This window comes from Streptomyces sp. NPDC046931 (genome assembly GCF_040644655.1).
In the GTDB taxonomy this organism is placed as follows: Bacteria; Actinomycetota; Actinomycetes; order Streptomycetales; family Streptomycetaceae; genus Streptomyces.
The window spans coordinates 36,557-62,838 of sequence record NZ_JBEYWX010000006.1 but is presented as its reverse complement, the minus strand read 5'-3'; the positions used below and the strand labels follow the sequence as shown (position 1 = coordinate 62,838).

The window sequence follows — 26,282 nt, the reverse complement described above, 5'->3', positions numbered from 1 at the left end:
TCAGTCCTTCGGCGAGCCGCTGCCCGCGAGGACCTCGGGCCGCAGCAGGGCCTGCAGCCGCTCGGCCGGGAGCAGGCCTTTCTCGAGGACGAGTTCGGCGACACCCCGTCCGCCGGCGAGTGCCTCCTTGGCGATATCGGTGGCCGCCTCGTACCCGATGTACGGGTTGAGGGCGGTGACCAGGCCGATGGAGTTCTCCACCGCGGCCCGCAGCTCCGCCTCGTTGGCCGTGATCCCGGCGACACACCGTTCGGCCAGGGTCAGGCAGGCGCGCTCCAGGTGCGTGACGCTCTCGGAGAGGGAGTGCAGGATGATCGGCTCGAAGGCGTTCAGCTGAAGCTGTCCGGCCTCGGCGGCCATGGTGATGGTGACGTCGTTGCCGATCACCTCGAAGGCGACCTGGTTGACGACTTCGGGGATCACCGGGTTGACCTTGCCCGGCATGATGCTCGAACCGGCCTGCACCGGCGGCAGGTTGATCTCGTTCAGGCCCGCGCGCGGTCCGGAGGACAGAAGGCGCAGATCGTTGCAGCTCTTGGAGAGCTTGACGGCGATCCGCTTGAGCACACCGGACACCTGCACGAAGGCCCCGCAGTCCTGAGTGGCCTCCACCAGGTTGGCGGCCGTCACCAGCGGAAGGCCGGTGATCCCGGCGAGGTGGCGGCGGGCCGACTCGGCGTATCCGGCGGGGGCGTTGAGGCCGGTGCCGATGGCCGTGGCGCCGAGGTTGATCTCGTGGATCAGCTCGACGGCCTCGGCAAGCCTGCTGCGGTCCTCGTCGAGCATGACGGCGTACGCCGAGAACTCCTGCCCCAGCGTCATCGGCACCGCGTCCTGGAGCTGGGTGCGGCCCATCTTCAGCACGTCGCGGAACTCGACGGCCTTGCGCGCGAAGGCGTCCTGGAGCACGGCCATGGCCTTCAGCAGACCGCGTACGGCGAAAACCGTGGCGATCTTGACGGCGGTCGGGTAGACGTCGTTGGTGGACTGGCCGAGGTTGACGTCCTCGTTGGGGTGCAGGTACCGGTACTCGCCCTTGACGTGGCCGAGCAGCTCCAGCGCGCGGTTGGCGACGACCTCGTTGGCGTTCATGTTGGTCGAGGTGCCGGCGCCGCCCTGGATGACGTCGACGACGAACTGGTCGTGCAGTTTGCCGTCCCGGATCTCCCGGCACGCCTCCACGATGGCGGCGGCCTTCCCCGGCTCCAGCAGACCGAGTTCCTCATTCGCGAGGGCGGCGGCCTCCTTGACGGCGGCGAGGGCCTCGATCAGGTGCGGGTAGGCGGAGATCGGTGTTCCCGTGATGGGGAAGTTCTCCGTGGCGCGCAGGGAGTGGATGCCCCAGTACGCCTCGGCGGGTACGTCGCGGTGGCCGAGCAGATCGTGCTCGCTGCGGTGGGCTGCGGCGGTCATGGCTGTGCGGGTCCTCTTCCGGAGGTGGTGTGGTGCGGGGGCCGGGCGTGGTCGCCGGGCGGGAGCGTGTCGAGGGCGCGGACCGGGCGGACGCTGCCGACCGGCCGGCCACCGCCGAGCAGGGGTTCGCCCGCGAACTCGGCGAACGCGGCCGGGTCGACCCCGGCCCGGGCGAGAGCTGCCGCGGCGACCGGGATCCGCGCCCGGTTCGCCCCGTCGGCGATCTTCACGGCGACGGCCCGGCCGTCCGGCAGGGCGGCGACCTGGACACCCTCGAAGCCGTCCTTGGCCAGCAGCCCGGGCACGGCGCGCATCAGCGCGGCGACGTCGCGCCCGGAGCCGGAGGCCATCTCCGCGTGCTCACGCATCGCGTCGGCCACCCGCGCCTCGGGGGTGCCGGCCGGCGCGGTGGTGATCCGGGCCGCGGCGCGCGCGAGCCCGTGCAGCGAGACGGAGAACAGCGGGGCGCCGCAGCCGTCCACGGTCACCCGGGCGATCGCCTGGCCGGTGAGGTCCTCGACGATCTCGGCGACGGCCTGCTGGAGGGGGTGCCCCGGGTCGAGGTACCCGTCGAGCGGCCAGCCGTTGAGCTTGCAGGTGTAGAGCATGGCCGCGTGCTTGCCGGAGCAGTTCTGCGCGAGCCGGGACGGCAGCCGTCCCTCGCGCACCCAGGCGTCGCGCACGACCGGGTCGTACGGCAGGTCGGGGACGTTGCCGAGGTCGCCCTCGGTCGCGCCGGCCAGCTCCAGGATGCGCCGGGCGCCGGCCAGGTGCCGTTCCTCGCCGGAGTGACTGGCCGCGGTCAGCGACAGCAGCTCCCCGTCGAGCGGCAGCCCGGCCCGCACCATCGCCACCGCCTGCACCGGCTTGAGCGCCGAGCGCGGGTAGAAGGCGGCCTCGGTGTCGCCGAGTTGGAGCTCCGGGGCCCCGTCGGCGCCGAGGACGACGACCGAGCCGTAGTGGATGCCCTCGATGACGCCACCGCGGACGACATGGGCGACCGGTGCGTGCAGGGGCTCCCGGATCACAGGAGCCTCGGCCACCGGACTTCCGTACAGGACTGCGTGGTTCACGGATTCACCTTGGGTGACTTGCTACGGGCGACCCGGCCGCGTACGGCGTACCAGCCGGCCACCAGGGCCGCCGCGATCGGCGGCAGGCACAGCACGGTGGTGCGGCCGGCGCCGCCGTCGGCGTACATCAGGACGAAAACGGAGGCGAGGAAGCCGAGCGTGACGATCTCGGTCCACGGGGAGCCGGGCAGGCGGTAACTCGGCCGGGACAGCTCGCCGTTCCGCGTCTTCCGCCAGAAGAGCAGGTGGCAGACCATGATCATGCCCCAGGTGGACAGGATGCCGATCGCCGCGAAGTTCAGCACGATTTCGAACGCGTCGGCCGGGACCACGAAGTTGAGGCCCACACCGAGGACGCAGATGCCGCCGGTGAGCAGGATGCCGCCGTACGGGACCTGGCTGCGGCTCATGACCGTGGTGAACTTGGGCGCGGACCCGGACATCGCCATGGAGCGCAGGATGCGGCCGGTCGAGTACAGGCCGGAGTTGAGGGAGGACATGGCCGCGGTGAGGACGACGAGGTTCATGACCCCGCCGGCCGCGGGGATGCCGATGTGGGACAGGACCGTCACGAAGGGGCTCTGGCCGGCCGAGTACTTGTTCCAGGGCAGCAGCATCGACAGCAGGACGACCGAGCCGACGTAGAAGAGGCCGACGCGCCACATGATCGAGTTGATCGCCTTCGGCATGATCTTCTCGGGGTTCTCGGTCTCACCGGCGGCGACGCCGACCAGTTCGACGGAGGCGTAGGCGAAGACGACGCCCTGGATGATCAGCAGCATCGGCAGCACGCCGTGGGGGAAGACGCCGCCGTGGTCGGTGATCAGGGACGGACCGGGGGTGTGGCCGTCCACCGGGTGCCGTGTCATCAGGAGGTAGACGGCGATCGTCATGAACACCACGAGGGCACCGACCTTGACGATGGCGAACCAGAACTCCAGTTCGCCGAAGATCTTCACCGAGATGAGGTTCACGGTGAGGACCGCGGCCAGGGCGACCAGTGCGATCACCCACTGCGGGATGTCCGAGAACATGCCCCAGTAGTGGGTGTAGGTGGCCACCGCGGTGATGTCGGCGATGCCGGTGGTGGCCCAGTTGAGGAAGTACATCCAGCCCGCGGTGTAGGCGCCCTTCTCGCCGAGGAACTCGCGGGCGTACGACACGAACGCACCGGAGGAGGGGCGGTACAGGACCAGCTCGCCCAGCGCCCGCACGACGAGGAAGGCGAAGACGCCGCAGACCGCGTAGGCGACGAAGAGGGAGGGACCGGCGTCGGCGAGGCGGCCGCCGGCGCCGAGGAACAGGCCGGTGCCGATGGCGCCGCCGATGGCGATCATGTTGACGTGCCGGGACTTCAGGGACTTGCTGTAGCCCGCGTCACCGGCGTCGACATGACCGGACGACGGGCGTGTCTCTTCTTTGAGGTGCTGCTCGCTCACGCCTCTGGTACGCCTTCCGTGGGGGGATCCGTGCGCCCGGGGCGCAGGATGTCGGTGAGGGTCGTCTCGACGCGGTCGAGGTGGTGGGCCATGGCCTCCACGGCGTCGTGCTCGGAACCGTCGGTCAGCGCCTCCACGATCGCCCGGTGCTCGCGGTTGGACTGCTCACGCCGGCCGCCCAGCTCGTTGAGGAAGGCCGACTGACGCGCCAGTGCGTCGCGGATCTCCTCGATCACCCGGCGGAAGACCGGGTTCTGGGCGGCCTCGGCCACCGCGAGATGGAAGAGGGTGTCCATCGCGACCCACGCGGTGGTGTCCGTCTCCCGCTCCATCCGGTCCAGGAGGTGGGCCAGGTGGTCGAGGTCCTCCGGGGTGCGGCGCACCGCCGCGTACCCGGCGACCGGGATCTCGATATGGCGGCGCACCTCCAGCAGATCGCTGGCCGCGTAGTCGCCGAAGGTCGGGTCCTCGACGGCGCTCGCGACGACGAAGGTGCCCTTGCCGGTCCTCGAGACGGTCAGCCCCAGGGTCTGAAGGGCCCGCAGGGCCTCGCGCAGGACGGGGCGGCTGACCTCGAGGGTGCGGCACAGCTCCGCCTCGGAGGGGAGCTTGTCACCGATCGCGTACTCGCCGCGCTCGATGGCGCCGCGGAGGTGGAGGAGCACCGCTTCCATCGCGCTGACGCGCCGCGGGGCCCGACCACCTGTCTGGCTGTCTGACAGGTTCACGGGGCGATCTTCCGCGTAACGATCGGGACTGTCAAGGGGTGACGGTAAGGAAACTTACAGAGGGCGGGAAGCCTGAATACCGGCTACCCGCCCCCGGGTGATCAGCGACGACGGGCGTTGATCAGCTCAGTACACCGGCCGAGAGCAGGCCCAGCAGAATCACACCGACGACGATCCGGTAGATCACGAACGCGTTGAAGGAGTGCTTGGCGACGAACTTCAGCAGCCAGGCGATGGACGCGTAGGCGACCACGAACGAGACGATGGTGCCGACGGCGAGCGGGGCGGCGCCCACCCCGGTGCCCAGGGCGTCCTTCAGCTCGTAGATTCCGGCGCCGGTGAGGGCCGGGATGCCGAGGAAGAAGGACAGACGGGTGGCGGCGACCCGGTCCAGGTCGAGGATGAGGGCGGTGGACATCGTGGCGCCGGAGCGGGAGAAGCCGGGGAAGAGCAGGGCGAGGATCTGCGAGCTGCCGACCAGCATCGCGTCCTTGAACGAGGTGTCGTCCTCACCCCGCTTGTGCCGGCCCATCTGGTCGGCCACCCACATCACGCCGGAACCGATGATCAGCGAGGCCGCGACCACCCACAGGGAGGCGAGCGGGCCGTCGATCAGCGGTTTGGCGGCAAGGCCCACCACGACGATCGGCACCGTCGCGGCGATCACCCACCACGCGAACTTGTAGTCGTGGTGGTACCGCTCGCGCTTGTCGAACAGACCCCGGAACCAGGCGGAGACGATCCGCACGATGTCCTTGAAGAAGTACAGGAGCACGGCCGCGATCGCGCCGACCTGGATGACGGCCGAGAAGCCGACGACGGCCTGGTCGTCGACGGGAATCCCCATGAGGCCCTCAGTGATCTTGAGATGCCCGGTCGAGGACACGGGGAGGAATTCGGTCACCCCCTCGACGACTCCGAGGACGACGGCCTGACCGACGTTGATGACGCTCATGGGATCCAGTTCTGAGAAGTTGGTCGACAGTGCTGTAGACGGTGGTGCTCTGGAAGTTGTACTACGCGCGGGTGACGTCCGCCTACCCGGGCCACACCGCCCCGGCGACCGAGACCCCCGCGAAGGCCGCCCCGAGGCCCGCCGTCACGCTCGCGACGACATTGGCGGCAGCGTAGAACCCCGCGCCGGTCTCGGTGAGCCGCAGGGTCTCGTACGAGAAGGTCGAGTAGGTGGACAGCGCGCCGCACAGGCCCGTGCCGACCAGGAGCTGCACATGGGGCGAGGCGTGACCGGACGCTGCGGCCCCGGTCAACAGGCCGAGGATCAGGCATCCCCCGACGTTCACGGCCAGGGTGCCCCACGGGAAGACGGTGTCATGTCTGAGCTGCACCGCCCGGTCGGTCAGATAGCGCAGGGGTGCTCCGACCATGGCGCCGATGATCACCAGCAGCCAATTCACAATGACTTCTCACCTTCCCCGTCCACTGTTCCCTCTGCCGTGGCCGGGGCTTCCCCGCGCCCCGCGTACCTCATCACCTCGCAGTCGTCGAGGGTCACCAGCCCCTCGGTGACGAGTTCGTCGAGCTGCGGAAGAAAGGCGCGGACGCGCTCCTCCGTGTCGACGACGACCACGGCCACCGGCAGGTCCTCGCTCAGTGACAGCAGCCGCGAGGTGTGGATGAGGGAGGACGCGCCGAAGCCCTCGATGCCGCGGAAGACACTGGCGCCGGCCAGGCCGGCGGCGTGCGCGCGGTGCACGATCTCGGTGTAGAGGGGCTTGTGGTGCCAGCGGTCGTGCTCGCCGATGAAGACGGTCAGCCGCAGGGCCCTGCCGGTCAGTCGTGTCATCGCCGCCTCCGCGGGGCGTCGTCTCGTGGTTCGTTCACCCTTGCCGCCACGCCAGGAGCCTGCGCGCGGCCGTCATCGCGAGCCATACCGCCGTCAGGGCCCCGGCCGGGGTCGCGGCCAGGTAGGCGAACGCGATGCGTGGCTCTCCCGCGTCGACCAGTTTCTGGATCTCGACGGCGTAGGTCGAGAAGGTGGTGAAACCGCCCAGCACGCCGGTGCCGAAGAAGGGCCGCACCAGCCGGTGTGCGGCCCACACATCGGTGATCACGACCATGAACACGCCGATCACGGCACATCCGACGATGTTGACCGCGAAGGTGGTCCAGGGGAATCCGCCGGTCCGCGCGGGCCAGAGCAGTGACGCCGCGTAGCGGGCCGTGGCGCCGACGCCGCCGCCGAGGGCGACGACCGCGACCACGGGCCCCTGCCGGCGGTGGAGCGACGGCCCCCGCGCGGGGCGGGGCACGGTGCCACCGGCCCGGTCGGCGCTCTTGGGGTGCGGGACTCTCATGGACGTGCGTCTCCTACTCGCCGGGGCCCTGCCGAACGGGCACGCTCGATCGCAAGTAGGGACCGTTGGCGGCGGCACTGCCGCGGTTCGGGTACGGCGGGCCCCACCACCGCGCCGCGGACGTGACCGCGGCCGGGGAACAGGGTAACCCGGTGCGCGACGGGCCCGCACCCAGTCGGGCGGGGCACCGGGCGCACCGGGCCGCGACCCGGTCAGCCGGCGTCGGGCGGCAGCTCGCACACCGCGACGCCCCGTTCCCAGAGGCTGCCGAGCACCAGCCGTCCCCCGGCGACACACACGCTGGTGGTCATCCGGAAGCCGGAACGGCGGCGGACAAGACGGTGACGGATGCGGCCCTCGTCGTCGACCGCGAGCGCGCCGGCCATGGCGGCGGGGCGGTACGGGGCGCGCACCGCGAGCCGGGCGGCGGCACGGCGCACATCCGGAGCGGCACGGTGCAGCAGGTCCAGGGCGGGGACGCGGGGTCCGGCGAGGGCCACCCAGAGCGGCCCGTCGGCCCCTGCGCGCCACAGGTTGTCGGGCATGCCCGGCAGATCCTCGACGAAGGGCTCGCAGCGGCCGGCGCGCGGTCCGGCCAGCCAGTAGCGGCTCAGCCGGCGGGCGGCGGTCTCGGCCACGACCAGGAAGGACCCGTCCTTGCCGCAAGCGAGGCCGTTGGCGAACTGCAAGCCCTCCACCAGCACCTCCGGACGGTCGGAGCCGGGGGCGAGGCGCAGCAGCCGTCCCGTTCCGGAGTGCTCGACCACATCGCCGATCCAGTGTTCCAGGGGATGGCGGCGGCTGGAGACGGTGAAGAAGACCGTGCCGTCGGACAGGGCGACCACATTGCTGCAGAACCGCAGCGGCTCCCCCGCCACCGAGTCGGCGAGGACGCGCACGGTGCCGTCGTCGGGCGCCACGCGCAGCAGTCCACGACGGGCATCGCACACCAACAGGCCGCCGTCCGGCAGAAGTTCGAGTCCGAGGGGCCGGCCGCCGGTCTCGGCGAGCACCTCGACGCGGGTGCGCGCCGGGTCGGCGAGTCCGTCGAGGCGCAGGATCCGCCCGTCCTCCACACCGGTCAGCACCCGCCCGCACGCGTCGGCGACCACGTCCTCCGGCCCCCGGCCCCCGATCGCGACGTACCGGTGTGCGACGAGAGTGGTGCGAGGGTCCATGTGCGCCCGTCCTTCGCCGTCTTGCGAGCAGCCCGTCCTCGCAGGTAGGTACCCGCCCGGCACCTCGTCTACCACCCCTTCTCGAACAGGCGCGCAACCTCGGCGATCCGGAGGTCGTCCCGGCGGTAGTAGGTCCGCCGCCGGATCCTCCTGGTGCGCAGCAGGCCGATGGTGGCGAGGATCCGCAGATCGGTGGCGGCGACGAACCGGGGCACGGCGAGCTTCTCGGCGACGGCGGCCACCGTGACGCCGTCCTCGACGAGGTCGCCGTGCCGCCGCGGCGGGAAGTGCGCGACCGGGTCCTTAAGCCACTCCAGGATCCGCATCCGTCGCTCGCTCACGGGTGTCTTCAGCATCTCGCCCCCTCTGTGCCCGCCCTCCGGACCACTGTGACGTGCCGGTGGGGGCCGGGCCGAGGTACGAACGGGCCGAAGTGCAAGGCCCGGGGCTGCCTCACGCGTGCGGGCACACAGGCCGGGCCCCATCCGTTTCCCGGTCCACGGGCCCGACCGGTCAGTTTTGGAGAAGCCCTCGGGCGCTTGCCCGCCTTAGCGTGAAACCACCGACGGACCGCGTCGGTCCACGCATCCCGTATCTCGGAGGAGTACGCCATGACCACCGGCGTCAAGACGATCATCTACCCCGTCAAGGACCTCGCCCGGGCGAAGGCCGTGTTCAGCGCCCTGCTGGAGGTGGAGCCCTACGCGGACGAGCCGTACTACGTCGGCTTCAGGGCCGCCGGGCAGGAGATCGGCCTCGACCCGAACGGCCATGCCAAGGGGATGACCGGCCCGGTGCCCTACTGGCATGTGGCGGGCATCCGCACCCGTCTCGCCGCCCTGCTGGAGGCCGGGGCCGAGCTGCTCCAGGACGTCCAGGACGTCGGCGGCGGCAAGCTGATCGCCTCGGTGAAGGATGCGGAGGGCAACCTCGTGGGGCTGGTCCAGGATCCGGTCGCCTGAGCCGGTCGCCTCGGGCCGCCCCGCCGCGGCCCACGTTCCTTGCAGGCACACTAGTTGCACAGTAAATAACAGGGCCGTTCTCTGTTACCGTGCGGGTATGGCAGCGAAAACGGCCGGTGCCCGGCTCGAGGAACAGTGGCGGGACATCCTGTCCGTGCACGCCCGCACCCTCTGCGAGATCGACCGGGTACTGCACCCGCACGGGCTCGGCGCCAGCGACTTCGAGGTGCTCGACATCCTGGCCGCCGAAACCGCCGCGCACGGCGACCTGTGCCGGGTGCAGAACCTCGCCGGCCGCGTCCATCTCAGCCAGAGCGCCCTGTCCCGGCTGATCGGACGGCTGGAGAAGGAGGGCCTGGTGGTGCGCTCCGTGTGCGAGGAGGACCGGCGCGGGGTCTGGGTCGCACTGACCGGGAAGGGCCGCGCGCTGCACGCCGAGGTGCTGCCGCTGCAACGCCAGGCGCTGGCCCGCACGCTGAATCCCGACTCGCCCTCGGACTGACGTCAGACGACCAACTCGGCGCCGTCCTCGAGGACTTCCACCCCTGCCTCGGTCACCCGGCGCCGGGCGGCCGACGCCGGGTCGAGCAGCGGATTGGTGTCGTTGAGGTGGGTGTAGATCCGCCGGGGGCCGGAGTGGCGGGCGAGATGCGGCAGACTGCCCTGCGCGCCCGTCACCGGCAGGTGCCCCACGGCCGCCTGAACCGCCTCGCCGCGCACCGCGCCGCCCACCTCGTCGGCGGCGTAGAACATGCCGTCCAGCAGTGCGCAGTCCGCCGTCGCCAGCAGCTCGTCCAGCACCGGCGACCAGGCGCCCACGCACGGCGCGTACAGCAGGACTCCCCCGGTGGCCAGGTCCTCGATGCGGTACGCGAGCACCCAGGGCTCGTCCCCGGCGGCACCCGCGACATACCGGGGCGCCTTGGTGCCCACCGCGTGCGCGGTGACGACGAGTCCGCCCGCCAGGACGAAGCCGCCGTCGGTCAGGGCGTCCGCCCACTCCCACCCGGTGTAGCGGCCGAGCGCCGCACGCAGGGGCGCCAGTGCGGCCAGGACCGGCGGTCCGGCGTACACCTTCAGATCCGCGCCACCGCGCAGCACACCCAGGCCCATGGCGTGATCGGCCTCCGCGTCCGTCAGCAGCACGCCTTTGACCGGGGTGTCCCGGGGCCCCGGACCGGGCCAGAGTGGGGCAGTGGACGCCAGTTGGGTACGGATGTCGGGTGAGGCGTTCAGCAGCCACCAGTCGCGCGAGTTGCCCGTGACGGCGACGCACTCCTGACTGCGGGAGGGCAGTTTGCCGTCACGGGCGGCGGTGCAGAGCGCGCACGCGCAGTTCCACTGCGGGAAGCCGCCCCCGGCGGCCGTACCCAGCAGGACGACCCTCACGACCATTCCCCTCCCTGTCGGGCCACTCCCTGGGATCTTCCCCGTCGCACGGGCCGGGGTTACCCCTCCCTGGGGGGCAGTTCCAGCCGACCTTCGCCGCCCTCGCCGCCCTCACCGGGCCGCCGGTCCCTCGGGCGCCGCGGCGGGACGGGGGCGGCGGTGAAGTCGCGCGGGCCGGTCCACAGGGCGGGTACGGCATCGGAACGGCGGCACAGCTCGAAGGCGAGCGCCTCGTAGTTGACGCGCCAGCCGTGGAAGTGCGGCCACGCCTCCCCGGCCGTCCGCTCTGCGGGGAAGCCCGCCGCCTCCACCATGGTCACGGCTGCCTCGAACTCCGCGAAGGTGAGGTGGATCGGCGCGTTCGGCGCCGGGTCGATGTCGAACGGCAACCGCAGCGAGCGGGCGATGTCGCGCAGGGCGGTGAAGCCGGCCCGCAGCACCAGACGGGCCTCCGGCGGCGCCGTCCGCGGGGCCAGCGAGAGCTGCATGGCAGCCGCGTCCATCACGGAGAGCAGCCCGACCAGCCAGTGCCGGTGGGGGCGGGGCGAGCGGAACGAGATCAGCACCGGGTAGGTGGAGTGGCTCTCACCGATGTCCGAGGCCAGCCGCTCCCAGGCCCGGTAGAGCTCGGACAGCGCGGTCTCGGTCCGGACCAGCCACTGCCGGGCGAGGATCTCCGGGCCCCAGGAGGGTTCACCGGCCCGGGACTGCAAGAGGGTCACCTCCACCTCACGACGGTTGTAGGCGGCGTACAGAGTGGGCAGGTACGCGATCTGGAGGGCGATGACCAGGGGCCCGGTGGCCGCCGCCAGGAAGTCCACGGCGGACAGATGCAGCCGCCGGCCGCTGGCGAAGCCCAGCGTGAGGAGGCTGGATCCGGCCTCGCGGAACGAATTGGCCCAATTCAACGTGGACAGGGCGTGCAGCACCAGCCCGTAGCCCACGAAGGCCCCGCCCAGCCAGGTCCCGAGCATGCCCATCAGGATCAGCGGGCCGAGCCAGGTCTGCGTACGGTCGATGGCCTGGTAGCCGCCGCCGAGGGCACCCAGCCGCAGCAGACGGCGCAGCACCCACCACAGCCGGGACGCGAGCGCCGAGTACAGGCCGCGGGGCACCACCAGAGTGCGCAGGATGCTGGCGAAGACAGCCCCGAGGAGCAGTACGCCGACCACGCCGGAGATCCACTTCATGGCGCCATTGTGAGGCGCGCCCGGTGCGTCCCCGTGGAGCGGATCCCGGGCGGCGTCGCACAGGGCCCGGGCCGCCGCCGGGCCGGGCGTGGTCAGGCGCTGTGCGCGGCCCTGGCCGGGCGGCCGCCCTACGGCCGGGCCAGCAGCGTGCGGATCCCGTCTGAGTTGAGCGTCAGGCCGTGCGGCGAGGCGGCGTCGATGGTGAGCGTGAGGTCGTCGGTGGGCCACTGGGAGGCGAGTGCGCCGAGCGGCACCAGCCGGTAACGCGAGACGAAGGGCAGCAGGTCGGCCATCTCCGTCTCGGACGTGAACACGGGTACCGTCTGCTCGCCGTCCGGCTGCTCCAGGACGGGCAGCGCCACGGCGTTGGGATTGGTGGCGTCCTCATCCGTGGCGTCGTCCGGTACGGGGACGAGCACATCGCTTTCGGCCAGCGTGTCCAGCGCCTCGGTGTCGGCTACGTCCACCGCGAGGATGTCCAGCGCCGCCTGCGCCGGGCTCGGGCGGTGGGTGTTCTCGGGTGTGTCCATGGCAGATCCCCAGGTAGTGGCGGGCGGGCGCCCGGAACCAACGGCTCCGGACAGCGCGTTCCCGTCACGTACCCTCCCGGGACCGGGCCATGCATACCGCGGCGGCGGAATCGGAGGGTCCCGGTCGGCGGAGATCCGGCCCGAAGCCCCCGGGCTCACGCGGCCCGGCCGGCCGGTCCCTTCCCCGGGCGCTTGACGGCGCGGCCGACGAGCACGGTCTCCGTGCCGTCGACTCCCAGGCCGCCGAGGTCCCGGGTGATGAACCGGTAGAGGTCTTCCAGGTCGGGCAGCCAGACCGCGACGTGCAGATTGGACACGCCGGTGGTGGCGAACGCGCCGTGCACGGCGGGGTGGGCCGCGAGCGCGCGCCCCACCGAGTCGAGGCGGTCGGGCGCCACGCGCATCATGACGTTGGCGTCGATGAACAGCCCGAGCCGCTTCGGATCGGCCACGACATGCGTCAGCAGGCGGCCGGTCCTGGAGAGCCGGGCGATACGGCGCCGGACCGTGGAGTCGGGATGGCCTGTGCGGGCGGCGACGGCCGCCGCCGGCGCCCTGGCGTCCTCCTCCAGTGCGGCGAGGATGTCTCGGTCGACGGCGTCCGCCGCCCCCGCCCCGGCTTCCGGCCGCCGTACCGGCGTCAGCGCCGCGCGCTCGGCGTCGCTGAGGACGCGGTGCCGCCAGTCGGACGCCTCGGCGAACACGTGCAGCACGGTGTCCGCGCCCACCGAGGTGACGGACCGGGTGGCGGGCAGATCACGGAACACCAGGTGGTCCCGGGTGCCGGGGCGCGTCCACGAGATGGCGAGGATCTCGTCGCCGGACGCCGACACATCGATGAACGGGACGTCGGAGCGGGCCGCCAGCGCGGCCGTGAGCGCGTCCCGCCTGTCGCCGAGCACCCGGATCCGGAGGAACAGCGCGCCGACCGAGTCCGGCCTGGCGGGCAGCCCGATCACCCGGCAGGCGCCGTCGGCGATCAGGGCCGCCCAGCGCCGGTGCACGGTCCGCGGGCTGATGCCGAGGACCTCGCCCGCCCGCTCGGCGGTCAGCCGCCCGTCGCACTGGAGCGCGGCGACCAGCCGCTGATCGCGCTCGTCGAGTACGTGATGCGCCGTTTCCAGGGCCATACATGGCAGTATCGCTCACTTGTGCGCTTCCGAGGGAGGTCTGGTGGCCGGGGCCGCGGAGGATCGTGCCGTCGATCCGAACCCCGCACGGGAGCCCACGATGACCTACCGGAACCTGCTCGCCCCCATGGCCGCCGCCGCTCGGGAGGTGGGCGAGCTGCTGCTGGCCGCCCCGCGGCCGACCCCCGTCCCGTCCTTCGACGAACTCGCCGCCGTCTACGGGGCGTTGGAGGCACCGGCGGTCGCCGTCATGCGGCGGCACCTGGACGTGCTGCGGCCCGGCGTCGGCTGGGCGGACGAGTGGGAGGACCGCGCCGCGCTGCCCGCCGAGGGCGAGGTGTGGATCGTCGACGTCATCGACGGCGCGGTGCAGTTCCTCCAGGACCTGCCGCAGTTCTGCGTGAGCCTGGCGCTGGTGCGGGACGGCGAGCCGGTGGCGGCGGCACTGCACGCGCCCCTGCTGGGCGAGACCTATCTCGCCGCCCTCGGCGGCGGCGCCACCCGCAACGGGCTGCCGATCGGCCCGTCGGCCAAGACGGATCCGGCCGTCGCCGTCGTGGCCACCACCCATCCGCCGTTCGTCACCCGCCGGCCGGAGGCCGCCGCCCGGGCCGGGCGGTCGCTCGCCGCCGTGCTGCCCCGGGTGGCCGCCGTCCGCAATCTGGGTCCCACGTCGTGGCAGATCGCCGACACGGCGGCCGGACGCCTGGACGCCTTCTGGGAGTTCGGCCGCGACGACGCGAACCTGCTGCCGGGCGCCCTGGTCGCGCGTGAGGCGGGCGCCCTGGTCACCGACGCCGCGGGGCGGCCCTGGGGCGCCGGGGCCGACAGTTTCCTGGTGGCACCGGCGGGGCTGCACCGTCAGCTGGTGGAGGTGCTGGCGGCGCAGTGCGGGCCGGTCACCGGTGACCGGTGAGAGCCGCGGGCGGTGGCCCCGGTCGTTCCGGGGCCACCGCCCGCCCTGTCCGTGCCGGGTCAGGCGTTACGGCGCTCCCTGCGGCGCAGGCTGAGGTAGGTGCCCGTCGCGCCGACCGCCACGAGCGCGCCCGCCGCGATGCCCACCGGGACGGCCGGGAACGACGGGGCGTCCGTGGCCGCCGCCGTGTTCTGCATGGCCGGTCCCGGGACGATGCTGGCGGCGACCGCCTTCACGGGGCGGATCGGACCGACCGACCTCACCGAGCCGTCGGCGTTCAGCAGCACCTGCTTGTTGTTGGGGTGCCGGAAGTCGAACATGCCCGCGATGGAGCCGGCCGTCGCGTCGAACGAGTGGTCACCGATCCGGCCGGTGTGCCAGTTGTCCTCGACGAAACGGATGACAGAGGACTGGTCGGTGAGCGTGTGGTCGACCTTGTTGACCTTGCTGTACGGGGAGACCACGAGCAGCGGCTGACGGGTGCCGGGCCCGCAGCGGTCCGCGTAACCGCCGGCGGCCGCGGGACCGGCCTGGCAGGCGGGGCTGTCGGTGGCCTTGCCGTTGGACCCGGTCGCGGTGTCCTTGGAGCCGTTGCGCGGCTTGGCGTAGGCGTGGTCGTACCAGCCGTCGGAGTCGTCGTAGGCGAGCACGACGGCGGTCGACTTCCACTGCGGCGACTTCTGGATCGCGTTGATCTGCCGGACCAGGAAGTGCTGCTCGTCGATCGGGTCGGAGTAGGCGGCGTGTCCGTCCTGGTACTCCGGGGCCTTGACGAAGCTGACGGCGGGCAGCTTGCCGGCCTTGAGGGCCGCGTCGAAGTCGGTCAGGTCGTAGTTGTGGTTCGCCCGGCCGCCGTGGCCGATCTCGTCGACGCTCCTGGGCGGCAGGTGGTGCGGGTTGGACGTCGACTTGTAGTACTCGAACGGCGAGTGGTGGGGGCTGTAGTCGACCACCGCGGCGCCGCCCACGTTGGTGTGCGTGGTGTCGCACTTGGCGTAGTGGCCCTGCTTGCCGTCCCACGCGGTGGACGGCCGGAAGCCGCCCTGGAACCAACCCCACGTGACCTTCTTGGCGTTGAGCACGTCGCCGACGTTGCGGCCCTGCATCGAGGCGACCGCGTTCTTGCTGGTGTGGTCCTTGCCGGAGCAGTCGTCGTAGGCCGGGTCGGGGTCGTTGACGACCGTGCCGACACCCTCGGCGTCGGGCGACTGGACGGTGTGCGCGTCCGGTGCGGCGGTGCGGCGGGGGTTCTCGGTGCCGGAGGCGGGGTCCATGGAGACGACACCGTGCGTCTGACCCGAGATCAGATTGAGCGCGCCGGGCGTCGAGGGGCCGTAGACCGAGCTGAAGGAGCGGTCGCTCAGGGCGTAGCGCTGGGCGTAGTTCCACAGCGCCGTGACGGTGTTGCCGTCGTAGTAGTCCATGACCAGGCCCGGCTCGCCGAACAGGGTGCCGGAGCACTTGCCCGAGTCGGTGTTCTGCACGAACAGGTCGTTCTTCCCGCCGTTGTACGCGTACTGCTCGGGCCCGTAGGCGTGGTTCTGGTCGCAGGTCATGGCCTGGGACGGGGTGAGCCGCTTGGGCGCGTACTGGTTGGGGTTCCTCGTCAGCAGCCCGGCGGTGCGCAGGTCGTCGACGTCCTTGGGGGTGTTCCTGGACGCCGTGAACCGGGTGCCGTCGGTGTTGGCGGCCTTCGGATAGGTCGCGAAGTAGTGGTCGAAGGACACGTTCTCGCCGAACAGGACGACCACGTGCTTGATGGGTGTGGCCGTCGAGGCGGCACGGCCGTGGTCGGGCGCGGCGGCCCAGGCGGGCGCCTGCGCACCGAGGACCGTGAGCGCTGCGGCTCCCGCGAGCGCGCCGAGGCTGCGCATCGATGCTCGACTTCCTCTGCTGGCCATGGTGGTTCACCCTCCGGGGCACGAATGTCGTTCCGCCATACGGTCAGGGATGCTGCGCCGGCCGGGCGGCAGCGCGGCGGAGAGGTGATGACGTGTGCATGAACAGCGGGTCAGAGAAGCCGGAGGAAACCTTGACCGTGTATTGACCAAGGAGACCCGGCCGGTTGTCCGGACAGGTTCAGCTCAGCATGGCGCGTCCGTACCAGTCGGCCGCGTCACGCACGCCGGGGAGCGCGAAGAAGTAGCCACCGCCGAACGGCGAGATGTAGTCGGCGAGGGGCTCACCCGCGAGACGGCGCTGGACGGGCTCGAACTGGCGCGCGAGGTCCTGCTGGTAGCAGCAGAACAGCAGGCCCATGTCGAGGTTGCCGTTGCGGTCCGTGCCCGCGTCGTAGTTGTAGGCGCGGCGCAGGATCCGCTGGTCGGCCGTGGCCGCCGTGCGCGGGTTGGCGAGGCGTATGTGGCTGTCCAGCGGGATGACGTCGCCCTTGGGGTCGTTCGGGTAGTCGGGGATGTCGTGCTCGGCGTTCCCGTCGAGGGGCGCACCGGTCTCCCGGGCCCGGCCGAACATCCGTTCCTGCTCGGTGAGCGAGACCCGGTCCCAGAACTCCACGAGCATCCGGATCAGCCGTACGACCTGGTAGCTGCCGCCGACCGCCCAGTCCGGCTCGCCCGTGCCCGGCCCCACCCACACCAGGCGGTTCATCGTGCGTGCGTCGGCCGGGTCGGGGTTGGCGGTGCCGTCCTTGAAACCCAGCAGGTTGCGGGGGGTGCCCGAGGGACGCGGCGGGCTGGTGAACCCGTCCAGGCGCCAGCGGACCTGCATACCGCCCCGGGTGTGCCGGGCGATGTCCCGCAGGGCGTGCAGCACGGTGTCGGGGTCGTCCGCGTGCACTTGGAGGCTGAGGTCGCCGTGGCACCACTCGGACCTCAGGTCGTCGTCGGGGAAGGCGGGCATCGCCGTCAGCCGGAGCGGGCGGCGGGCGGCCAGGCCGAAGCGGTCGTCGAAGAGCGCGGCGCCGACGCCGACGGTCACCGCCAGCGCGCCGGACGGGAGTTGGCCGCCCAGAATGCCGGAGTCGGCGGGCGGACCGGTGATGCCGAGGGGCGGGGGCGTGCCGCCCGAGGTCAGGAAACGGGCGCGCGCGGTGAGGGTGCGCAGGAGTTCGGCGAGTTCCCGGCGGCTGCCGGCGGTCACATCGAAGGCGGTGAACGCGGTGAACCGGCGCGTGGCGGCGAGCACCGACTGCTGGTGCGGGCCGTGGAAGGGGGCGACGGGTGGCGCCACCGTGCCGTCGGCGCCGGCCGGGGCGGCGGCACCGCCGGCGGCGAGTCCGGCACCCGCGAGGGCCGCCCCGCGCAGGAAGCCGCGCCGCCCGACGCCGCTCGGGGGCGGCGGGGTGGTCATACCGTCCTCCGGGGATCGCAGAGCGTCGCCACCGGGGCGAGCCGCTCGACCAGGTCGCCGAGGACCGCGTCGAGCTGTTCGCGCGGTGCGCGGTCCAGGCGGTCGAGGGGGGTCCAGTGGCCGCCGTGGCGGAAGCCGTCCACGGTGCGGTCGGCGCGGTCCAGCTCCCGCTCGAGGGCGGGCAGCCCGGGGTCGCGCGTGACCAGCAGGGGGCGCAGCCGGGACAGCACGGCGCGGGTGCCGTCGAGGCCCGCACGGGCGGTGGCGAGATTGCTTCCGCTGCCGTAGTCGGTCCGCCCGGTCAGCTCGAACTGCACGGTGTTCTCCAGGATCTCGTGCGCCCGAAGACCCAGCTGCGCCGGGTCCATGCGGGTCTGCGCCCAGTCGGCGCGCAGGGAGCGGGCCGCCGTGACCAGGGCGCCCGCCGGCCCGCGCAGGCGCTCGGCGGACTGCCCGTGCCAGAGCCCGTACTCGATGCGGTGGAACCCGGTGAAGGACGGGTCGTCGACCCCGCCCGGCAGCCCCGCGTCCGTACCGTTGATCCGCCCGTCCGCGTCACCGAAGGCGTCGTACGCCCCGCCCAGCCGCTCATAGGCGAGATGCGCGGGGAGCCAGTCCCTGCGGGCCCCGTCGAGGTCGCCCCGGTCGACGTCGTCCCGGAGCCGTACGGTGAGCCGGACGACCTCGTCCAGGCCGTGGGCGGCCCAGCTCTGGTAGTCGATGGCGAGAGGGATCAGATCGTGTTCGGTGACCGGGGGCGCCGCGGGCCCCGGTGTTCCCGCGGCGATGCGGACGGTGGGGCCGGTGACGGCGGACGCGTCGTCGGGCAGGCAGGTGAAGGCGTACGCGCCCGCGCCGAGGCGGACCGTCAGCGGCCGGGTGGTGCCGGGCCCGAGTCCTTCCAACTCCGCGTAGACGGCACGGGTGCGGGTGTTCTGGAGGTACACCTCGGCGGCGCCGCCGGAGGTGTTGTGCAGCTCGAAGACCTGGAGACCGGGAACCGGCCGGTTCCAGCCGCGGCCGCAGCCGCCCGGCGAGACCTCGACGGTGGTGTGCGGGAGCCCGTCGGCAAAGGCCCGTGTGCGACGGCCCGGCGCGAGGGTGGTGACGAGCAGCGCCGTCACCAGGGCGAGCACCAGGAGCACACCGCCGGCCGCCAGGAGTCGGGCCGGCCGTGAGCCGAGGCCGGGCACGGGCATTCCTGAGCGCCTCCCTGGACGACGTGCGAACGCGATCACGCGACCGGGTGCCGTGGGGCACCGGCGCGGTCGCCTCATGCTAGGCAGCACCCGGAGCCCCAACAGCCCATGGACGGGGACGGACACCAAGAATTCCCCGGCGGTTCACCGCGCGCTCGCCGAGGGGACGGAGCCACCCGGCACGGTGCCCCGGTCCGCGCCCGCCCGGCGTGGTGTCCGTGGCGGGCGGGTCCCCGCGCGCCGGTCCTCCGGTGGAACGCCTCGCCGTGCCGCCCGCCGGAGCCCTTCGTAGGCTGGTGGCCTCGGGGCACGTCACGGAGAGGTCTGCGATGCCCCGGAGCATCTGGTCAGGAGCGATCAGCTTCGGCCTGGTCACGATCCCGATCAATGTGGTCCCCGCGACCGAGGACCACAGCGTCCGCTTCCACCAGTACCACCTCCGGGACATGGGGCGGGTCCGCGTACGCAAGTACTGCGAGATCGAGGACCGTGAGGTGCCGCAGGAAGAGATCGGCAAGGGGTACGAGATCTCCCGGGACCAGGTCGTCGCCGTCCTGGACGAGGAGTTGCGGGACCTGCCCCTGCCGACGGCGAGGGCCATCGAGATCGTCGCGTTCGTGCCGGCGGAGTCGATCGACCCCATCCGGGTCGGCGAGGGCTACTACCTCCAGGCCTCCGGCACCGTCGCCGCGAAGCCGTACGCGCTGCTGCGCAAGGCACTGGAGCGGGCGTCCAGGGTGGCGGTGGCGAAGTTCGCCTGGCACGGCCGGGAGCGGCTCGGACTGCTGCGTGTGCGGGACGAGGCGATCGTGCTGCATGCGATGCGCTGGCCCGACGAGATCCGGGACGCCGGGACGCTGGCTCCGGGCGAGGTCCGGCTCTCCGACGACGAGATCGCCGAGGCCGAGCATCTGATCGAGCGCATGACCCGGGAGGACCTCGAGGGCCCGGACTTCGTCGACCACTACACGGAGGCACTGGGGCAGGTGATCGAGGCCAAGCGGGAGGGACACGCGCCGCCCGAGGCGCCGGAGCCGGAGGCCGGGGCCGGCGCCGTGCTGGATCTGATGACCGCGCTCCGGGAGTCCGTGGCCCAGGCGAAGGCGTCCCGTGGCGAGGGGGCGGAGGCCGAGGTCCACGAGTTGCCGAGGAAGACCGCGGCCGGGAAGACGGCGAAGAAGGCGCCCGCCGGGAAGACGGCGGCCGGGAAGAGCACGAAGAGGGCCGAGAAGAAGACGGAGAAGCAGACCGCGAAGGAGACGGCGAAGAAGGCCGCGGCCGAGAAGACCGCGGCGAAGAAGGCGGCCCGCCGGCCGCGCAGCGCCTAGGCGACGGCGGGGCCCGCCCCGTCCTCGCGCGGGAGACTTGATCCGATTCGTCTATGACGACGACCTGGGGGAAGCTGTAACCGCGACCGCCCGCTCGACCAGGGAAGACACCATGGCGTTCTTCGCGATATCCGACCAGCATCCTCTGCGACTGCTGTCCGCCACCGACCTGGCACTGGAGCACGAGCGGCTTCTCGAGGAGAACGCCCAGCTACGCCAGGCCGTCTCCTCGCACGCCGTCATCGACCAGGCCATGGGCGCCGTGGTCGTCTTCGGCCGGATCGCGCCGGAAGAGGCCTGGCGTGTGCTGCGCGACGTCTCGCAGCGTACGAACACCAAGCTCCGCGTGGTCGCGGAACACATCCTGAAGTCCGCGCAGGGCGGTGCCCTTCCGGGGCCCCTGGCGGAGGAGCTGGGCAAGGCGCTCGAACGGTACAGAATGTGCTCTCACGCGGCCGAGCCGACGGACCCGGAGGCCGCCCGGGGCCAGGGTCTTTCGTTCGGATCAGGCCGGCGTGATCCGAACGAGAGGCCCTAGGTCCGTCGTCCGCGCAGGGGCACTGACGGAGCGTCAGCTCTGCCGTGCGCCCCCAGAGAGCGCTCTTCCGCCAGGAGGGGTGGCCGGGCCTGCCGTGTCACTCGTCCGGCCCCCTCCCTGTCGACTCGGCGCACGGCAGGGCCCCGCGGTGCCCCTGCCCGGCGGATACTGTCGTCGGGCACGCGGCCCACGGGCCAGGCACGGAGGGTGTGAGCGCATGCGGACACCGGGCCGCATCCGGCCGGGCCGGGCCACGGAGTGGCTTCGTGCCCATGATCCGGAGCTGGCGGCGACCCGCCGGGCCGTGCGCACCGCGCTGGTGATGCCCGCACTGTTCGCCCTGTGCGGGCAGGTGATCGGCTCGGCGGCTATGGCCACCTTCGCGGCGTTCGGTTCGTTCTCGATGCTGCTGCTGGTGGAGTTCACCGGCCCGATGGTGCAGCGGCTGCGCGCTCATATGGGCCTGGCGATGGCCTGGATGGTGCTCATCTGCCTCGGCACGCTGGTGGCCCACATCACCTGGCTCGCGATCGCCACGACGGCCCTGGTCGGCTTCCTGGTCCTCTTCTCCGGCGTGGTCAGCTCCGTCCTCGCGGGGGCGACGACCGCGCTGCTGCTCGCCTACGTCCTCCCGGTGACCTCACCCACACCGACCTCGCAGCTGCCCGAACGGCTCGCCGGAGCGGGGCTCGCGGCGGCCGCCGCCATGCTCGCCATCTCCTTGCTGTGGCCCCGGCCCGCCGCGGACCCGCTCAGCGCGCCCGCCGCCCGTGTCTGCCGCGCGGCCGCGGCGTCGCTGCGCTCGGACGCACCGGGCTGCGACCCCCGCCGGGCCGCCGCGGACCAGGCCGCTCAGACCGCCGCGGCCTCCGAACTGCGCAGTGCCTTCGACGCCGCCACCTACCGGCCCACCGGACTGAGCGCCGACTCCCGCGCTGTCGTCCGTCTGGTCGACGAACTGACCTGGCTCTGCGGCATCGTCGCCGACAGCGGTCCCCCGCCCGAGAGACGTATGGCGCGCGACCCCGGCGCCCAGGCCGTCCGGGTGGCCGCCGCCCTGGTCCTGGACCGGGCGGCCGACCTGCTCGACGACCCGCACGGACTGCCCGACGCGCTGCCCGCCGCCGCGGCCGGCCTGCGCCAGGCCATGACGGCCATGGAACACAGCACCACCACGCGGCTGCCCGTGCACCGGCCGGGACCCGCCACCCGGACGGAGGTCCGCCCCTTCCTCGGCGCCCTGGATCTGTCGTTCCGCGCCCAGGAGCTCGCGTTCGTGACCCTCCAGATCGCGGGCAACGTCGACCTGGCGGCGGCCGCCGGGCGGCGCAGCTGGCCGGAGCGCCTGCTCGGCCGCGAGCCCGGCACCGCCACCTCACCGCTGGCGGCGGCCCGCGAGCGCGCCGCCGCCCATCTCGAACCGCACTCGGTCTGGCTGCACAACAGCCTGCGGGGGGCACTGGGCCTCGGTATCGCGGTCCTCATCGCCCATGTGACGGGTCTTGAGCACTCCTTCTGGGTGCTCCTCGGCACCCTGTCGGTGCTGCGCTCCAACGCGCTCAGCACCGGGCAGAAGGCGCTGCGCGCCGTGGGCGGCACGGTCGCGGGTTCACTCATCGGGTCCGGACTGCTGCACCTCGTCGGCCATCACGGCACGCTGCTGTGGTTCCTGCTGCCTCTGGCCGTGCTGGTGGCCGGGATCGCCCCCGCCGCGATCTCGTTCGCCGCCGGCCAGGCCGCCTTCACCGTCACCCTCGTCATCCTGTTCAACATCGGCCACCAGCCGAACTGGCACATCGCGCTGCTGAGGGTCCAGGACATCGCCCTGGGCTGTGCGGTGAGCGTTCTGGTGGGCCTGCTGTTCTGGCCGCGCGGCGCCGCGGCCGCCATCGACCGGGCCCTCGCGGCGGCCTACACGGACAGCGCCCGCTATCTGAGCGGTGCGGTGAAGGATGCCGTCGGCCGGTGCGGGACCGGACCCGCACCGGCCGCGGACCCGCAGCGGGAGAGGCGTCAGGCCGCAGCGGCCGCCCGACGGCTCGACGACGCCTTCCGCGGCTACCTCGCCGAACGCGGCCCGAAACCAGTGGCCCTCGCGCCCATGACGACCCTGGTCACCGGCGTGGTCGGACTGCGCCTCGCCGCGGACGCGGTGCTGGGGCTGTGGCAGGGCGAACGGCCGACCACGGCGGACCGCGCCGACGCCTGCCTCGTCCTGCTGGGCGCCGCGAAGCGGGTCTCCGACTGGTACGGGATGCTGGCCGCCTCCCTGGACCGCCGCACGGCCGTCCCGGATCCGCTGCCGCGCAGTACCGCGGCCGACGCGGGGCTGGTCGCGTCGATCCGCCGCGATCTGGGCGGTGCACACAAGCAGGCCGCGGGCACGGCGGTCCGCATCGTCTGGACCGCCGACCATCTCGACGCCGCCCGCCGTCTCCAACCGAGCCTGGCCGCCGCGGTGAGGGGGGACGATCCTCCCTGACCGTGCCGGCACCGCCGGCGCACGGCACGCCCGCCCCAGCGCAGAAGGACGAGCCGGGGTACGCGAACGCCGTAGGGCATGACCGCCGGAACACGGCGGGCATCACGCGCGACCGGCGGCCTTGACCTGTGACACTCGGGGGGCGAACGTGGCCGCAGGGATGGCCCAGCTCCCGGGAGGCGTCGTGACCACAGCATCAGAACCTCGGGTGCCGGGTCTCGAGATCCGGTCCATCGACTACGTACCCCTGGACGAGCGGCACGGCAAGCTGTGGCATCTGGGGCCGTTGTGGTTCATGTCGAACGCGCAGATCGCCACCCTCGCGGTGGGTCTGATCGGCATCACCGAGGGCGGCAACCTGCTCTGGTCGCTCGTCGCGATCGTGGGCGGCACCGTCATCGGCACCTTCTTCATGGCCTTCCACTCGGCCCAGGGCCCGCAACTCGGTCTGCCCCAGATGATCCAGTCGCGGCCCCAGTTCGGTTATGTCGGGGCCCTGCTGGTGTGGCTCTTCGCCTTTCTCCAGTACGCGGGGTTCAACGTCTTCAACACGATCCTCGCCGGTGACGCACTGCACACCACGCTGCACGGCGGCGTCAAGTCGTGGGTGGTCGTGGTCACCCTGGCCGCCTTCGCGATCGCCCTAGTGGGCTACGACGTCATCCACCGGGCCGAGCGGATCCTGACGTACACCTTCCTTGTCGTCTTCGGGATCTTCACCGTGGGCGTCCTGGTCAATCTGCACTACCCACCCGGCTCGTTCGACCTCGGCGGCTTCCGGTGGACGCCGTTCCTGGCCCAGTTCGGCGTGGTCGCCGGCTACCAGATCAGCTGGGCCATCTACGTCTCGGACTACTCGCGCTACCTTCCACCGGACGTGACGGTCCGCAAGACGTTCTACTGGACCTACTTCGGCTCGGCGCTCGGTGGTGTCTGGCTGATGACCCTCGGGGCGCTGCTCGCCGCCTGGGCGGGCAGGGACTTCGAGACGATCCGCTCGATCGACGCGGCGGGCGACACGGTGTTCGACGGCTTCGGCGCGATCGTGCTGCTGTTCGCCGCGCTGGGCCTGGTGTCCGTGACCGCGCTCAACATGTACGGCGGATCGCTGACGCTCATCAGCGGTGTCGACTCCTTCACGAGGGTGCGGCCGACACTCGCCGTACGGCTGGTGACCCTCGGGGTCACCGCCGCGCTCTCCCTCGTCGGCGCCCTCGCCGCGACGTCCCACTTCCTCCAGAACTTCAACGACTTCCTGCTTCTGGTGCTCTATCTGTTCATCCCGTGGACCGCGGTGAACCTCATGGACTACTACGTGGTGCGCCGCGGCCACTACGCCATCGCCGAGATCTTCAACCCCCGTGGGATCTACGGACGCTGGGGCCTGCACGGCATCGCCGCGTACCTGGTGGGGTTCGCCCTCATGGTTCCGTTCTTCTCCGTGGGCGATCTCTACGTCGGGCCCGCCGCCCGCGCACTCGGCGGAGCGGACATCTCCCTGTTCGTCGGGCTGCCGGTCGCCGCGCTGCTCTACTGGCTGCTGACCCGGTCGATCGACGTGGAGGCCGAACAGCGGCTGGCCGAGGCCGAGGCGGAGGGGCTGGAGCAGGCGGCGCGCGAGCACCGCGAACCCTGACCCGGCGCAAACGGCGGTTGCACGCCGAGGCGCATCGGAGAAGGATCAGTGCCTTGTGAGCCAACACTTCGATGTTCTTGTTCTGGGGGCGGGGCCCGGGGGCTACACCGCCGCGGTCCGCAGCGCACAACTCGGCCTGTCCACGGCGGTGGTCGAGGAGCGGTACTGGGGTGGTGTCTGCCTCAATGTGGGCTGCATCCCCTCCAAGGCCCTGTTGCGCAACGCCGAGATGGTGCATTTCGTGAAGAACGAGGCCAAGGCGTACGGGATCAGCGTCGGCGGGGAGGTCTCGGCCGACTACGGGGCCGCCTACCAGCGCAGCCGCAAGGTCGCCGACGGCCGGGTCAAGGGCGTTCACTACCTGATGAAGAAGAACGCCATCACCACGTTGGAGGGGCGCGGCGCCTTCACCGACGACCACACCCTGGTGGTGACCTTCCCGGACGGCCGCACCGAAACGGTGACGTTCGGTCATTGCATTCTCGCGACCGGCGCGAGTCCCCGGCTGCTTCCCGGCACCGCGCTGTCGGAGCGGGTGGTCACCTTCGAAAGCCAGATCCTCAGCGACACCCTGCCGGGCAGCATCGTCATCGCCGGTGCGGGCGCGATCGGCGTGGAGTTCGCCTATGTGCTACGCGGTTACGGCGTGGACGTGACCATCGTCGAGTTCCTCGACCGCATGGTCCCGCTGGAGGACGAGGAGATCTCCAAGGAGCTGGCGAAGCACTACCGCAAACTCGGCATCGAGGTCCTCACCGGTACCGCCGTCGAGAGCATCGACGACTCCGGCCCGCGCGTCCGGGTCACCGTCGACAAGGGCGGGGAGCGCCGGGTCCTGGAGACGGACAAGGTGCTCCAGGCCATCGGCTTCGCCCCGAACGTCCAGGGCTACGGTCTGGAGAACACCGGGGTACGCCTCACCGAGCGCGGAGCCGTCGACGTGGACGGACGCTGCCGGACCAGCGTGCCGCACATCTTCGCGATCGGGGACGTGACGGCCAAGCTGATGCTCGCGCATGCCGCCGAGTCCATGGGCGTCGTGGCTGCCGAGACCATAGCGGACACGGAAACCATGGAGCTGGACTACACCATGATTCCGCGGGCCACCTACTGCCAGCCGCAGATCGCCAGCTTCGGCTGGACGGAGGCGCAGGCGCGCGAGCGGGGATTCGACGTCCAGGTGGCGAGGTTCCCGTTCACCGCCAACGGCAAGGCCCATGGCCTGGGGCAGCCCGTCGGCTTTGTGAAGATCATCAGCGATGGCACGCACGGGGAGCTGCTGGGCGCCCATCTCATAGGGCCGGAGGTCACCGAACTGCTTCCGGAACTCACGCTGGCCCAGCAGTGGGACCTGACGGTCCACGAGGTCGCGCGTAACGTCCATGCACACCCCACGCTCGGCGAGGCGGTCAAGGAGGCCATCCACGGCCTGGCCGGACACATGATCAACATGTAGGTCCCGCGGTTCGGGAAACGCCATGCCCGGCGGCCGTCCGCCGCCGGGCTCCGAACCGCCGCGGGCCGGGG

Annotated in this window: 25 protein-coding genes; 8 read left to right on the top strand and 17 right to left on the bottom strand. The window is 72.0% G+C overall.

Features of this window, described 5'->3' with window-relative positions; translation table 11 throughout:
• The 10 genes from aspA to ABZ876_RS13930 form a co-directional block, all read right to left on the bottom strand.
• Window positions 1-1,413 carry an aspartate ammonia-lyase gene (gene aspA / locus ABZ876_RS13975; protein WP_361779243.1) on the bottom strand — a complete coding sequence of 471 codons (1,413 nt, stop codon included), beginning with the start codon at window positions 1,411-1,413 and terminating at the stop codon, window positions 1-3.
• Window positions 1,410-2,471, bottom strand: coding sequence for an asparaginase (locus ABZ876_RS13970; RefSeq protein WP_361779931.1), 1,062 nt, complete (start codon window positions 2,469-2,471; stop codon window positions 1,410-1,412). The genes aspA and ABZ876_RS13970 overlap by 4 nt, the downstream gene beginning before the upstream one ends.
• Window positions 2,472-2,482: 11 nt before the next feature.
• Entirely contained in the window at window positions 2,483-3,925 is a 1,443-nt protein-coding gene (locus ABZ876_RS13965; protein ID WP_361779241.1) for an amino acid permease, read from the bottom strand.
• Window positions 3,922-4,599 (bottom strand): FadR/GntR family transcriptional regulator, encoded by a 678-nt coding sequence (locus ABZ876_RS13960; RefSeq protein WP_361779928.1) that lies wholly within the window; start codon window positions 4,597-4,599, stop codon window positions 3,922-3,924. Before ABZ876_RS13960 ends, ABZ876_RS13965 begins: the two co-directional genes overlap by 4 nt.
• A gap of 175 nt (window positions 4,600-4,774) precedes the next feature.
• A complete protein-coding gene (locus ABZ876_RS13955; protein WP_361779238.1) occupies window positions 4,775-5,608 on the bottom strand; it encodes an undecaprenyl-diphosphate phosphatase in 834 nt (277 codons plus the stop codon).
• Window positions 5,609-5,690: 82 nt separating this feature from the next.
• Window positions 5,691-6,068 (bottom strand): fluoride efflux transporter CrcB, encoded by a 378-nt coding sequence (gene crcB, locus ABZ876_RS13950; protein WP_361779235.1) that lies wholly within the window; start codon window positions 6,066-6,068, stop codon window positions 5,691-5,693.
• The gene (locus ABZ876_RS13945) at window positions 6,065-6,457 is read right to left on the bottom strand and encodes a DUF190 domain-containing protein (RefSeq protein WP_361779232.1); all 393 of its coding nucleotides are present in this window, start codon (window positions 6,455-6,457) and stop codon (window positions 6,065-6,067) included. The genes crcB (ABZ876_RS13950) and ABZ876_RS13945 overlap by 4 nt, the downstream gene beginning before the upstream one ends.
• Window positions 6,458-6,491: 34 nt before the next feature.
• Window positions 6,492-6,968 carry a fluoride efflux transporter CrcB gene (crcB, locus tag ABZ876_RS13940; RefSeq protein WP_361779229.1) on the bottom strand — a complete coding sequence of 159 codons (477 nt, stop codon included), beginning with the start codon at window positions 6,966-6,968 and terminating at the stop codon, window positions 6,492-6,494.
• A 212-nt stretch (window positions 6,969-7,180) separates the two neighbouring features.
• Window positions 7,181-8,146 carry an SMP-30/gluconolactonase/LRE family protein gene (locus ABZ876_RS13935; protein ID WP_361779226.1) on the bottom strand — a complete coding sequence of 322 codons (966 nt, stop codon included), beginning with the start codon at window positions 8,144-8,146 and terminating at the stop codon, window positions 7,181-7,183.
• 68 nt (window positions 8,147-8,214) lie between these two features.
• The gene (locus ABZ876_RS13930; protein ID WP_361779223.1) at window positions 8,215-8,502 is read right to left on the bottom strand and encodes an ArsR family transcriptional regulator; all 288 of its coding nucleotides are present in this window, start codon (window positions 8,500-8,502) and stop codon (window positions 8,215-8,217) included.
• A gap of 255 nt (window positions 8,503-8,757) precedes the next feature.
• Here ABZ876_RS13930 and ABZ876_RS13925 point away from each other — a divergent pair, with 255 nt between their 5' ends.
• Together ABZ876_RS13925 and ABZ876_RS13920 are read left to right on the top strand one after the other, a co-directional pair.
• Window positions 8,758-9,108 carry a glyoxalase gene (locus tag ABZ876_RS13925; protein ID WP_361779220.1) on the top strand — a complete coding sequence of 117 codons (351 nt, stop codon included), beginning with the start codon at window positions 8,758-8,760 and terminating at the stop codon, window positions 9,106-9,108.
• 97 nt (window positions 9,109-9,205) lie between these two features.
• A complete protein-coding gene (locus ABZ876_RS13920; protein ID WP_361779217.1) occupies window positions 9,206-9,610 on the top strand; it encodes a MarR family transcriptional regulator in 405 nt (134 codons plus the stop codon).
• Between the two features lie 2 nt (window positions 9,611-9,612).
• Here ABZ876_RS13920 and pqqB read toward each other — a convergent pair whose 3' ends face one another.
• The 4 genes from pqqB to ABZ876_RS13900 form a co-directional block, all read right to left on the bottom strand.
• The gene (gene pqqB / locus ABZ876_RS13915; protein ID WP_361779214.1) at window positions 9,613-10,503 is read right to left on the bottom strand and encodes a pyrroloquinoline quinone biosynthesis protein PqqB; all 891 of its coding nucleotides are present in this window, start codon (window positions 10,501-10,503) and stop codon (window positions 9,613-9,615) included.
• Window positions 10,504-10,556: 53 nt separating this feature from the next.
• Window positions 10,557-11,687 carry a hypothetical protein gene (locus tag ABZ876_RS13910; RefSeq protein ID WP_361779211.1) on the bottom strand — a complete coding sequence of 377 codons (1,131 nt, stop codon included), beginning with the start codon at window positions 11,685-11,687 and terminating at the stop codon, window positions 10,557-10,559.
• A 128-nt stretch (window positions 11,688-11,815) separates the two neighbouring features.
• Window positions 11,816-12,217: an SseB family protein gene (locus ABZ876_RS13905; protein WP_361779208.1), complete on the bottom strand. Its 402-nt coding sequence runs from the start codon at window positions 12,215-12,217 to the stop codon at window positions 11,816-11,818.
• 155 nt (window positions 12,218-12,372) lie between these two features.
• Entirely contained in the window at window positions 12,373-13,347 is a 975-nt protein-coding gene (locus tag ABZ876_RS13900; protein WP_361779205.1) for an AsnC family transcriptional regulator, read from the bottom strand.
• Between the two features lie 100 nt (window positions 13,348-13,447).
• On the opposite strand from ABZ876_RS13900, the gene ABZ876_RS13895 reads away from it, so the two are divergent.
• Entirely contained in the window at window positions 13,448-14,263 is an 816-nt protein-coding gene (locus tag ABZ876_RS13895; RefSeq protein WP_361779203.1) for an inositol monophosphatase, read from the top strand.
• Window positions 14,264-14,322: 59 nt separating this feature from the next.
• Here ABZ876_RS13895 and ABZ876_RS13890 read toward each other — a convergent pair whose 3' ends face one another.
• The 3 genes from ABZ876_RS13890 to ABZ876_RS13880 form a co-directional block, all read right to left on the bottom strand.
• Complete coding sequence (locus ABZ876_RS13890; RefSeq protein WP_361779200.1) at window positions 14,323-16,164, bottom strand: alkaline phosphatase family protein; 1,842 nt, start codon at window positions 16,162-16,164, stop codon at window positions 14,323-14,325.
• Window positions 16,165-16,342: 178 nt separating this feature from the next.
• Entirely contained in the window at window positions 16,343-17,572 is a 1,230-nt protein-coding gene (efeB, locus tag ABZ876_RS13885; protein WP_361779197.1) for an iron uptake transporter deferrochelatase/peroxidase subunit, read from the bottom strand.
• Window positions 17,569-18,771 carry an EfeM/EfeO family lipoprotein gene (locus ABZ876_RS13880; RefSeq protein WP_361779194.1) on the bottom strand — a complete coding sequence of 401 codons (1,203 nt, stop codon included), beginning with the start codon at window positions 18,769-18,771 and terminating at the stop codon, window positions 17,569-17,571. The genes efeB and ABZ876_RS13880 overlap by 4 nt, the downstream gene beginning before the upstream one ends.
• A gap of 329 nt (window positions 18,772-19,100) precedes the next feature.
• On the opposite strand from ABZ876_RS13880, the gene ABZ876_RS13875 reads away from it, so the two are divergent.
• The 5 genes from ABZ876_RS13875 (at window position 19,101) to lpdA (ending at window position 26,211) form a co-directional block, all read left to right on the top strand.
• A complete protein-coding gene (locus ABZ876_RS13875) occupies window positions 19,101-20,099 on the top strand; it encodes a Ku protein (RefSeq protein ID WP_361779191.1) in 999 nt (332 codons plus the stop codon).
• Between the two features lie 112 nt (window positions 20,100-20,211).
• Entirely contained in the window at window positions 20,212-20,637 is a 426-nt protein-coding gene (locus tag ABZ876_RS13870; RefSeq protein WP_361779188.1) for an ANTAR domain-containing protein, read from the top strand.
• A 217-nt stretch (window positions 20,638-20,854) separates the two neighbouring features.
• Entirely contained in the window at window positions 20,855-23,119 is a 2,265-nt protein-coding gene (locus ABZ876_RS13865; protein WP_361779185.1) for an FUSC family protein, read from the top strand.
• 184 nt (window positions 23,120-23,303) lie between these two features.
• Entirely contained in the window at window positions 23,304-24,755 is a 1,452-nt protein-coding gene (locus tag ABZ876_RS13860; protein ID WP_361779182.1) for a cytosine permease, read from the top strand.
• Between the two features lie 55 nt (window positions 24,756-24,810).
• Entirely contained in the window at window positions 24,811-26,211 is a 1,401-nt protein-coding gene (gene lpdA / locus ABZ876_RS13855; protein ID WP_361779179.1) for a dihydrolipoyl dehydrogenase, read from the top strand.
• The last annotated feature ends 71 nt before the right edge of the window (window positions 26,212-26,282 follow it).

What these genes read in the sequence shown, in the direction of transcription:
- ABZ876_RS13935 (WP_361779226.1), bottom strand. Translation starts at nt 8,146, where the DNA reads ATGGACCCTCGCACCACTCTCGTCGCACACCGGTACGTCGCGATCGGG.
- ABZ876_RS13945 (WP_361779232.1), bottom strand. Translation starts at nt 6,457, where the DNA reads ATGACACGACTGACCGGCAGGGCCCTGCGGCTGACCGTCTTCATCGGC.
- ABZ876_RS13910 (WP_361779211.1), bottom strand. Translation starts at nt 11,687, where the DNA reads ATGAAGTGGATCTCCGGCGTGGTCGGCGTACTGCTCCTCGGGGCTGTC.
- ABZ876_RS13920 (WP_361779217.1), top strand. Translation starts at nt 9,206, where the DNA reads ATGGCAGCGAAAACGGCCGGTGCCCGGCTCGAGGAACAGTGGCGGGAC.
- ABZ876_RS13870 (WP_361779188.1), top strand. Translation starts at nt 20,212, where the DNA reads ATGGCGTTCTTCGCGATATCCGACCAGCATCCTCTGCGACTGCTGTCC.
- ABZ876_RS13905 (WP_361779208.1), bottom strand. Translation starts at nt 12,217, where the DNA reads ATGGACACACCCGAGAACACCCACCGCCCGAGCCCGGCGCAGGCGGCG.
- ABZ876_RS13865 (WP_361779185.1), top strand. Translation starts at nt 20,855, where the DNA reads ATGCGGACACCGGGCCGCATCCGGCCGGGCCGGGCCACGGAGTGGCTT.
- ABZ876_RS13880 (WP_361779194.1), bottom strand. Translation starts at nt 18,771, where the DNA reads ATGCCCGTGCCCGGCCTCGGCTCACGGCCGGCCCGACTCCTGGCGGCC.
- aspA (WP_361779243.1), bottom strand. Translation starts at nt 1,413, where the DNA reads ATGACCGCCGCAGCCCACCGCAGCGAGCACGATCTGCTCGGCCACCGC.
- pqqB (WP_361779214.1), bottom strand. Translation starts at nt 10,503, where the DNA reads ATGGTCGTGAGGGTCGTCCTGCTGGGTACGGCCGCCGGGGGCGGCTTC.
- ABZ876_RS13955 (WP_361779238.1), bottom strand. Translation starts at nt 5,608, where the DNA reads ATGAGCGTCATCAACGTCGGTCAGGCCGTCGTCCTCGGAGTCGTCGAG.
- ABZ876_RS13930 (WP_361779223.1), bottom strand. Translation starts at nt 8,502, where the DNA reads ATGCTGAAGACACCCGTGAGCGAGCGACGGATGCGGATCCTGGAGTGG.
- ABZ876_RS13895 (WP_361779203.1), top strand. Translation starts at nt 13,448, where the DNA reads ATGACCTACCGGAACCTGCTCGCCCCCATGGCCGCCGCCGCTCGGGAG.
- ABZ876_RS13890 (WP_361779200.1), bottom strand. Translation starts at nt 16,164, where the DNA reads ATGGCCAGCAGAGGAAGTCGAGCATCGATGCGCAGCCTCGGCGCGCTC.
- ABZ876_RS13875 (WP_361779191.1), top strand. Translation starts at nt 19,101, where the DNA reads ATGCCCCGGAGCATCTGGTCAGGAGCGATCAGCTTCGGCCTGGTCACG.
- crcB (WP_361779229.1), bottom strand. Translation starts at nt 6,968, where the DNA reads ATGAGAGTCCCGCACCCCAAGAGCGCCGACCGGGCCGGTGGCACCGTG.
- efeB (WP_361779197.1), bottom strand. Translation starts at nt 17,572, where the DNA reads ATGACCACCCCGCCGCCCCCGAGCGGCGTCGGGCGGCGCGGCTTCCTG.
- ABZ876_RS13900 (WP_361779205.1), bottom strand. Translation starts at nt 13,347, where the DNA reads ATGGCCCTGGAAACGGCGCATCACGTACTCGACGAGCGCGATCAGCGG.
- ABZ876_RS13925 (WP_361779220.1), top strand. Translation starts at nt 8,758, where the DNA reads ATGACCACCGGCGTCAAGACGATCATCTACCCCGTCAAGGACCTCGCC.
- ABZ876_RS13960 (WP_361779928.1), bottom strand. Translation starts at nt 4,599, where the DNA reads ATGGAAGCGGTGCTCCTCCACCTCCGCGGCGCCATCGAGCGCGGCGAG.